Annotated in this window: 8 protein-coding genes; 6 read left to right on the top strand and 2 right to left on the bottom strand. The window is 45.1% G+C overall.

The window, feature by feature from the left end:
• The first annotated feature begins 151 nt into the window (after nucleotides 1–151).
• Nucleotides 152–343 carry a hypothetical protein gene (locus tag HRT75_RS07445; RefSeq protein WP_291184626.1) on the top strand — a complete coding sequence of 64 codons (192 nt, stop codon included), beginning with the start codon at nucleotides 152–154 and terminating at the stop codon, nucleotides 341–343.
• A 329-nt stretch (nucleotides 344–672) separates the two neighbouring features.
• Nucleotides 673–1,068 (top strand): hypothetical protein, encoded by a 396-nt coding sequence (locus HRT75_RS07440; protein ID WP_291184624.1) that lies wholly within the window; start codon nucleotides 673–675, stop codon nucleotides 1,066–1,068.
• A 9-nt stretch (nucleotides 1,069–1,077) separates the two neighbouring features.
• Here the strand turns inward: HRT75_RS07440 and HRT75_RS07435 are convergent, their stop codons facing one another.
• The gene (locus HRT75_RS07435) at nucleotides 1,078–1,575 is read right to left on the bottom strand and encodes a hypothetical protein (RefSeq protein WP_291184622.1); all 498 of its coding nucleotides are present in this window, start codon (nucleotides 1,573–1,575) and stop codon (nucleotides 1,078–1,080) included.
• A 65-nt stretch (nucleotides 1,576–1,640) separates the two neighbouring features.
• Nucleotides 1,641–3,326 (bottom strand): hypothetical protein, encoded by a 1,686-nt coding sequence (locus HRT75_RS07430; RefSeq protein WP_291184619.1) that lies wholly within the window; start codon nucleotides 3,324–3,326, stop codon nucleotides 1,641–1,643.
• Between the two features lie 116 nt (nucleotides 3,327–3,442).
• Between HRT75_RS07430 and HRT75_RS07425 the strand changes: the two genes are divergently transcribed.
• The 4 genes from HRT75_RS07425 to HRT75_RS07410 are packed head-to-tail and all read left to right on the top strand — an operon-like array spanning nucleotide 3,443 to nucleotide 8,323.
• Nucleotides 3,443–4,024 (top strand): hypothetical protein, encoded by a 582-nt coding sequence (locus HRT75_RS07425; RefSeq protein WP_291184617.1) that lies wholly within the window; start codon nucleotides 3,443–3,445, stop codon nucleotides 4,022–4,024.
• The gene (locus tag HRT75_RS07420; RefSeq protein ID WP_291184614.1) at nucleotides 4,025–5,566 is read left to right on the top strand and encodes a PBSX family phage terminase large subunit; all 1,542 of its coding nucleotides are present in this window, start codon (nucleotides 4,025–4,027) and stop codon (nucleotides 5,564–5,566) included.
• A complete protein-coding gene (locus HRT75_RS07415) occupies nucleotides 5,566–7,464 on the top strand; it encodes a hypothetical protein (RefSeq protein WP_291184611.1) in 1,899 nt (632 codons plus the stop codon). Before HRT75_RS07420 ends, HRT75_RS07415 begins: the two co-directional genes overlap by 1 nt.
• On the top strand, nucleotides 7,454–8,323 hold the full coding sequence (locus HRT75_RS07410; protein ID WP_291184608.1) for a hypothetical protein: 870 nt from the start codon (nucleotides 7,454–7,456) through the stop codon (nucleotides 8,321–8,323). Before HRT75_RS07415 ends, HRT75_RS07410 begins: the two co-directional genes overlap by 11 nt.
• The last annotated feature ends 12 nt before the right edge of the window (nucleotides 8,324–8,335 follow it).

Here is an 8,335-nt window from a genome sequence, read left to right as displayed (position 1 = left end):
TAGAGGAAGTTTATGCAAGATATTCAAACAAGAAAACCGCCCAAAAGTGCGCTTCTAAGAGAGGCGAGGGCGGTGTTGATGATTAAAGATAGGGATTATGTTTGATGAAGAACACATTTGCTCAATTGATCCTAGGATAAAAGCCTCCTTAGTGGAGCATCCAGATGATCCTGACGATAAATATTATGTAAAGATATGGTTTGACTTTGTTTACACCTCTGAGAATATGAGAGGAGGGAGGCAAACGGGAAATCACGAGTTCACTGGCGAAACAAAGGAGTTGGTCACGGACAAAATCAAGGAATTTCTAAACGAAGACAAGGACCAATGGCGCATTGTGTAGAAGAAAAGACATTGCTTGACCCTTATGATTGGGAACAAGACATTAGTTTCGACCTAGTGAATGCACTGACAGAGCTCGGTAAGAGTAGAACAATAGGAAGTGCTTACTTTTGGTCACTTCGTATCATTGCGCTAGAGGTGCATCTAATTTTCAGTGTCTGGATTGATATCGTTAAGCATTTTATTGAATGGCAAGTTGCAATAGCCGATCGTGTGATACGTAGGGACCCAAAGTCACCCAAAAGTATACATGACCTCATGGTCGCCAAAATGGAAACTGACTGGTACAACTATGAAGGGTGTTTTGATGATTTAAAAACAAGATGAGTTATGCTAATAGTTGACGAACGACAAAAAGAAGTGTCCGTAAAGATTTATGAGATGGACAACATTTTGAATGCTGACACTCACAATAGAACCGATGGAAAGTGGAGTATACACTTCCATAAAGACATGAGAATTTATCACAAAGGCGATCAAAGTGCAACATGTATGCTTGAACTAGATAGCCACGCCCAAGGCATGGCCTTTCTGGACTTTCTTTATGAGTGCTATGCCTCTTACTGTAAGGTGGTGAAAATAAGCAGCGGTGAAGAAGAGGTAATCCTGAGTTGCCTTCCTGATTTTTGTGGCACCGTGCGTGTGAACAAATTGGGCGATAAATCTACATACAAGGAGGCGCAATTCTTCCCTAAATATGAAAAGACACTAATTAGAGAGAAGTGACAGATGGCGTTACGCCCAATCCAAAGCCAATTCTAAAGCATCCCGTACATCTTCTCTAAGACTTCCTTGATCCTTCCCCTTTGTGTATCGAGCAAGGCGACCTTCTACAAGTGTAATGTCCTCGGCTCTGAGTCTACCCAATATGTAGCCTTCTGACTTTTTGGTGCCGCTGCTAGAGGGCTTGACGCCCCTATTGGGAATACCTAGCTTATCAAGCCACCCAATACAAAGCTCAGATCGCTCTTGATTGCGGCCAACATTGCGTGCCTTGCGAGCAACAACGGCTTTGCTTCCCTTCATATCAAAGCTCATGTTCTGCGCATTGCTGTTGTCTACGGCTGCACGCACGCCCTCTTTGCCTTTGACCTCTAGTACAAAGTCCTGAAACTCGAAAAAGTCTCTAAAAACGCCTATGGTGGCCGTCTTGAATTTCCAATCAACCAGCGCATAGGCGAACTTAGTGCTTGTGACCGATGGGTCTATGCCTATTGTGATCTTCTTATTCATAATGGATTAAATAAAAGCGGCAGAGCAAACGCCCCGCCGCCCAATCAAAAACTACAATGAGAAACCTATGCCACCTCGGAGGTGGTTACGTAGAGCGAGTCAGTGAGAACGTTGGCATTGTTGCTGAAATTGGCAACTTCAAAGCACAAGTAATCTCCTTTAGCAAAAGTGTCTTTAAAGCCAGTGTAAATAGTCTCAGGGCGACCAGATCCATTGGATGTTGCCCTAGTGCCTAAAGACTGAGGTAAGACCGACTCAGAGGCTACGTCGAGCGCACCAGACTGGTCAAGCTTACCTTTTTGTGCCCTGATGTTGGTTTGTCGGTTGTTTCCAGAAGAAAACGTATGGTAAACGTTGAATTGAAGACGCCTCTCTTGTTCTCCTTGGTAGATGAAGTAGGAAATACCTGAATCCACGCGCACTTCCCATAGTCTCGAATCGTTGACTTGCACATCAACATTAGCAGGAGGCAGCGTACCGGAAACATCTGCATTGATCTTGGAAAACACGTTTTGAGTCAAAACAGTAGTTGGCTCCTGTCCCTGAACAAATGCGGCCTTTGCTTCCACGCCCACGGACGTATTGGGTAGCCCTTGAATTTGGTTACCAGAGAATACGAATTGAGGGCTATTTACTTGCACCCCACCGAATGAAGTAAATGCTTCTCCATTGGTCATCACAAAATCACAACCTTCTACTATGACCGATTCAGGTGTCCCGTTGGAGTCGGTTATGTTGTAATTGAAGAGGCCACCAGTGGGCGAATCAATACGGCCTACACAATTGGTCAATCGGATTCTTCTCCCGATTCTAACGCCTGCACCTATGTTGAATAGGTGAGAGCTGCCAGAGCTAGAAAACACAAAATTAGAGCGTTCCCAAACAAAGCTATTGAACATAGTAGCGGGTGGGAAGGTAGACACCTGTATGGAGCCAGTATTGAAAACGCCACATGTCTTAGCGACTAGGTTACCAATAACTCCAAACTCAAAGGCTAAATAGGCTGGTCCCGATGCATTCAGTCCACCATTCTGGAAATTCACGGCTTCCCAAAGGTGTTGGTGCGTGTTAGAGGTTGGACTTGTCTCCGTTTTTATGATGGGCGATTCTGATCCACCAGCATCTATACTAAAGTCCTTGAATGTTGTGCTGCCTCTTAGGCTGAAAAATGGTCGTGGGTCATTCGCTACGCCTTGGCTCTTCCCAGCGGACTTTAAGGCCGTCGTCAATAGGCTGGCTCCCTCGATGGTGACATTTTCCTCAATTACAAAAACGACATCCTGAGGCACCTGAATTTCTGATTGGGTGCCTCCTTGCGGCACTTGCCCGATAAGCCTCCATGATGTCCCAGCGGACAAAGTGACTACATTGTTTACTGGTGCAGGAAAGTCACTGAACTGCACGATGGTTGTTTGTGATCCCATGTTAGGTGTTGTTGGGCCAGTAGAAGAAGATCCAGAAGAAAGGTAGGCATTATTCATCTCAATGATGAACTGGTCTCTAGTCCCAGAGAACGGGACGGCAGAGCCTGTAGGGGAGTCCTGTAGGCTCGTATCGGTGATATCTAGCTCTAGCACAGGGGTGCCGTAGATAATAAACTCTACAGCATTGGAGCGCCCTCGGACAGGGGCGCATATCGCGTGCCCTGTTTTGGGTAGAGGTGTCATATATGCCGCTCCCGTCGCTACGGCCACGGCGTCCTGTGATTGAACGCCTACGAAATTGTCATGCTTTATTACGGTATAACTCATATGGTGTTAATAATTTGGTTACAAAATTGCTACCGATTATAAAAATAGGCATTCTGTGCGTATATTTATTGGTAAACAGGCTACTTTTGTAGTCAATTTAGTGACAAAAGGGATTTATGGGGGCACCCCGAAAATATAACGACAGCAATAAGGGCGAAATAAACAGGCTTGGCTTTGAGCTGGCTTTGTTGGGTCTGAATGAAAAGGAGATAGCTGGCGTCTTAGGAGTTTCTGCAAGGACCTTAAATAATTGGTGCAAGGATTACCCTGAGTTTTTGCGGTCCATAAGAGAAGGGAGAGGATTGGCTGATGCTAAGGTGTCTAGGGCTCTTTTTAGATCTGCCACGGGATATAGGACTGTAACTATAAAACTCAATGACCTAAATGCTAGTTCTGTTAATTTGAAAACGAACAACCTTGACAAGTTGACGCTTAATCAAATTGCCGAGATGGGAGAGATTCAGAGCATTGAAATAAAAGAGCACGGTCCCAATGGAAACGATGCACTCAAGTGGCTTTCTAATCGCCGACGCCATGACGAAGGAATTAATTGGAGGCTAAACCCAGACAACGAACCAGACGTCGACCCGCTTCAGGATTCTGTCATTGAGTTCCAGATGATGTTGCCAGACGGCACTGCAATACCCTTCGGGCAGCAAGGCGAATACATTGACTTCGAAGAAGAAGAGGAGGAATAAATGGGACTTTCTGCTAGAAAAATAAAAGAGCCCTACAAGAGGGCTGTAATAAGGCCAAAGGTCAATACGATCTATGCCAAATACCTAATGCCGTCTAGGGCACGATGGATATTCATGTTTGGTGGAGGTGGTAGCGGCAAGAGCGTAGCGGCCTCTCAAAAGTTTACCATGCGTCTGTCTTCTGAGCATAACACCCAGCATAAGCTACTATGTGTAAGGAAGACCTATTCTAGTATTGAGGAATCGATGTACGACCGACTAGTGAGAGAAATAGACTCGCATGGATTGTCAAGGGCTTACAATGTCAAGAAAAGCCCGTTCTCGATCACAAGGAAAGCCTCTAAGGGCAAGAGGGAAAGTCAGCAGTCCAAGGTGGTATTTAGGGGCATGGACAACGAGGAGAAGATCAAGTCTATTGAGGGTGTGACTATCATATGGATCGAGGAGGGCACCGAGCTTTCAGAGAGCGAGTTTTTACAGTTGGATGCCCGTATGCGTGGGGAAACCAATGGTTATTATCAGATCATTGTGACCTTCAATCCAGTGAATAAAAACCACTGGATAGCCAAGTATGCCGAGCCGCAGATGTTTGACGAACAGGACCGGCACGACAACATCAGCGATGTGAAGATTTTGGTACCTGAAAAGGTTTGGGAATACGAACGATACGCCGAGGTCAATGGCAAGAAGCTTAAGACAGTGGTTCGTTCCATCAACACCACCCATGAAGACAACGAGTTCTTGCCCGATGAATACAGGGCGACGCTTGAGTCAATGGGGTCTGCATTGGGATCAATGCATGTGGTTTATGCAAAGGGGCGGTGGTACAATGGGAGTCAAGCAGGCCTTTTCTTCCCAACATTCGATTACTCGAAGCACGCTAAGATGGCGTCTAGTGTTGCCTATAATCCAGCCTTGCCTATACACTTGTCGATCGACTTCAATATTCAGCCCTATATGTCTGGGCTATTGTTTCAAATGGAGCACAAGAAAGGCTACTGGAATGGCTATACGGACTACATCGAAGTTAAGGTGTTTGACGAAATAGCAGCCACGGCTCCGCACAACACCGCCCACGGACTTGGGCAATTATTTGCAGCACGCTATCCAGATAGTGGAGGTTTCTACCTCTATGGAGATGCTACGGGCACGAGGGGGTTAGGAATTAGGGACACCAAGAGCTTGTTCGAGGACTTCGAGCGTGGATTGGGCATAATGGCGGGCTTTGCCAACCGTAGAATACCAAAGTCCAATCCACGGTACAAGGCAATAGCAAAAGGCTCCCTCGGAAGACAAGCATTTTGTACAAGGCTATTCAATGGGGATACCGTACCGATTAGAATGATTGTTTCAAGAAAATGCACCAACTTTATCAAGGATTTGCAGGAAGTTGAAGCAACCCCAGAGGGCAAGATCAAGAAGATAAAAGACAAAAACGGCGTTGAATTACTAGGGCACATGTCCGATTGTTTCGCGTATTTTGTATGCCATCCTGATGCATTAGGAGAGTATGCGTACAGTGTTATTAAACCAACTGCTTAATGAATAACCAGAACATACACCCAACAACTAAATCAAACGAAGCGACCGCCACGATAGTGCCTATTGACCTTGGGCAGCAATACGCTTTTGCCATAGACACCATCGCTGGTGTTCGGCATAAGGATTACAACCAGGTTGTGAGTTTGCAAAAAGAAAACACTGCCTTGGCTATTGGTGATGGCTATGAAGACCTGATTGTTTATCACAAAAACAGAGAGTCAAAAGAGAAGTTCAAAGATAGACAAAAGAAAACCTACGCTCGAACGCCTGAAATCATTGAGCGCAATGCAACGTTTTTGGAGCGTCTTTACCAGCAACCAAAGCGCATAATGAAGCTGACAATTGGTGAAAACGAAGACCATGCATTGTTGCGCTCCGTTAGTCAATTCGGCGACAATGGCGAAACCCTACTTAAGTGGGTTGAAACAAATTGTTTAGTAAAAGCAAAAGAGCGTCCAAACGATTTTGTGTTCATTCGGTACGATGAGGATACAAGAGACTTCACGCCTGAAATCATCTACTGCGAGGATGTCCTCAACTTCAAGAAAAGGAAAGGCATTTATACCGACTTTGTGTGCCAATACCTACTCGATGTAGCTGGCGCGCTAATCACTCAGTACATGTATCTCACTTCTGGTGAGTTTGTCTACTTCACAGCAAAGCAAGAAGGAGGCAGTGATAAGCAGAAGCAAGCTCTAAGCGTGTTTTATGATCAAGTAAGAAATGAAGGCACCTATCAAGGAGAGGAGTCGATCAATAACATTAGCTACATTGTAACTTCCGCCCCATTCTTGGAGCAAATACCTGTCTTTTCATTTGGCTACATCCAGACGACTAAAAAGGGGTATAGCTACTATGTGCCGTTCTGGGAAAAAATACGCTTAATGCTCAAGCGCTTCGTTGGTGATGGCACAAAGCTAGATGTCACCGAGGATCGCCACGGCTTTCCAAAGGCTATTGAGCTGGTAGACAAGTGCACGCACAAGGACGATCAAGGGCGCCCTTGCGTAGATGGCACAATAATGGGTACGGGCGAAGAATGTCCCATTTGCCACGGTAAGGGCTACACATCCATCACAAGTGAGCACGATGTTATGATGATCCCTTTGCCCGATGATTTTCACAAAGACTACAGTCTTCCTATCAATCCCAAGGACATTGCTACTACTGTCGAGGCACCAATCACGACAATGGACTACTTTAGGAAGATTGTTGACAGCCACACCAACAGGTCTTGTGAGGTGATCTTTGGAGTAGATCTATCCAATTACGGAAACGGACCAGTGACGGCCACTCAAGTGCTCAATCACCAAGGCACAAGCAACGGCGTAATTGCTGCTTACTCTGAGCTACCTGAGCGCATCTATGCACAAATAGTAGGTGCTATGGCAGATTACTTGGGTCTGCCTAGCGATGGGTATGACTCTCAAATGGAATACTCCAAGGACATGACCTTTGCATCTGAGCGAGATCTAGTAGAGCTATTGGGCAACGCCAAGCAAGCGGGTGCTAGCCCTACAATATTGGAGTCCATCGAAAAACGCCTAAGAGAAACCCAGCAAAGAAATCACTCCCTTTCTGTGCGTAACATGGAAGCGATAGAAGCACACAAACCATACAGGCATGTCTCTGATCAAGCAGCTGCAACTTTTGTCTTGAACTTACCAGCTACGCATCCAAATAGAGTGCTTTGGGAGAATTTCCCAGCTATATCCAATATAGTTTCTGAAAGAAATGCCCTTTTTGCATCTAAGTCCATCGAAAGACAAGCTGAGCTGATCCAGCAAGTCGTTGACGAATATGTTCAAAAAGAAAAAGATATAATTGAAACTTCTTTAAGTGCGGATTTGCAACAGTTTATGAACCCAGAAGACGAAACAGAAGAGGATGAAGCCTAGTATTTCCAAGCTTGAAAAGCTCATGCGCACCAAGAGCAAAGCCTACTCTGACCAAACAAAGCAGCTTTTTAGCTTAACTGATAAGCTTGATAGGCAATTGTATACGTTTGTAAAAGACAATATATTGCCTACCTTTGTTTATAGCTCAGATAGTAGGATAAAGTCTACAGGCGTGAATTTGGATGCATCTAGGAATATAAAGCAACTCAAAGATTATATAAGCGGAACGCTTAATAAAGATTTGCAAAAGTTCTATGCAAGGTCTGCAAAAAGAAACGCAGATGTTACAAATAGATATTTCAACCTTTTCAATCCATCCAAGGCAATATCCTCCTCAGTAGCTAGGAAAGGCACAAAGTCACTAGAGGTGCTAGTAGCGAGCATCTTTACAAAGAGCAATGTGCAATCGGAAGTGGAGTCCGCTCTGTCTAATGCTGTTCTGTCGAACTCGACCACCTCGGAGGCAACGCAGGCATTAAGCGACATCATAAGAGGCAAAGACGGTGGATTGGGAGTCAATCAAAGGTATCACTACCAGCAAGGGCAAGATGCTATTCGTGCTCATGGTAGCCTGCTGGATAACTCCTTTTCTCAGGCGTTGAACCTGAACTATGCCGTTTATACAGGATCGGAAAAAACAACAACTCGAAGCTTCTGTAAGTCCAGAATTGGCAATGTCTATTCAAGAGACGAGATACTTTCATGGCAAGATCTAGAGTGGAGTGGCAAGAAGAAAGGCCATAACATCATATTAGACAGAGGTGGGTGGAATTGTGGGCACCAGTATGCGTGGGTGTCCTACGAATTAGCAAAAGAGCTTAGAAAAGACGTCCCTAAAAGCTCATTCGATAAGCGTTAATTTTTCAAGTAA

The sequence above is a fragment of the Gilvibacter sp. genome (genome assembly GCF_013214815.1).
Classification (GTDB): Bacteria; Bacteroidota; Bacteroidia; order Flavobacteriales; family Flavobacteriaceae; genus Gilvibacter.
The sequence above is the reverse complement of the archived record's forward strand: the minus strand, read 5'-3'. Positions and strand labels throughout refer to the sequence as shown.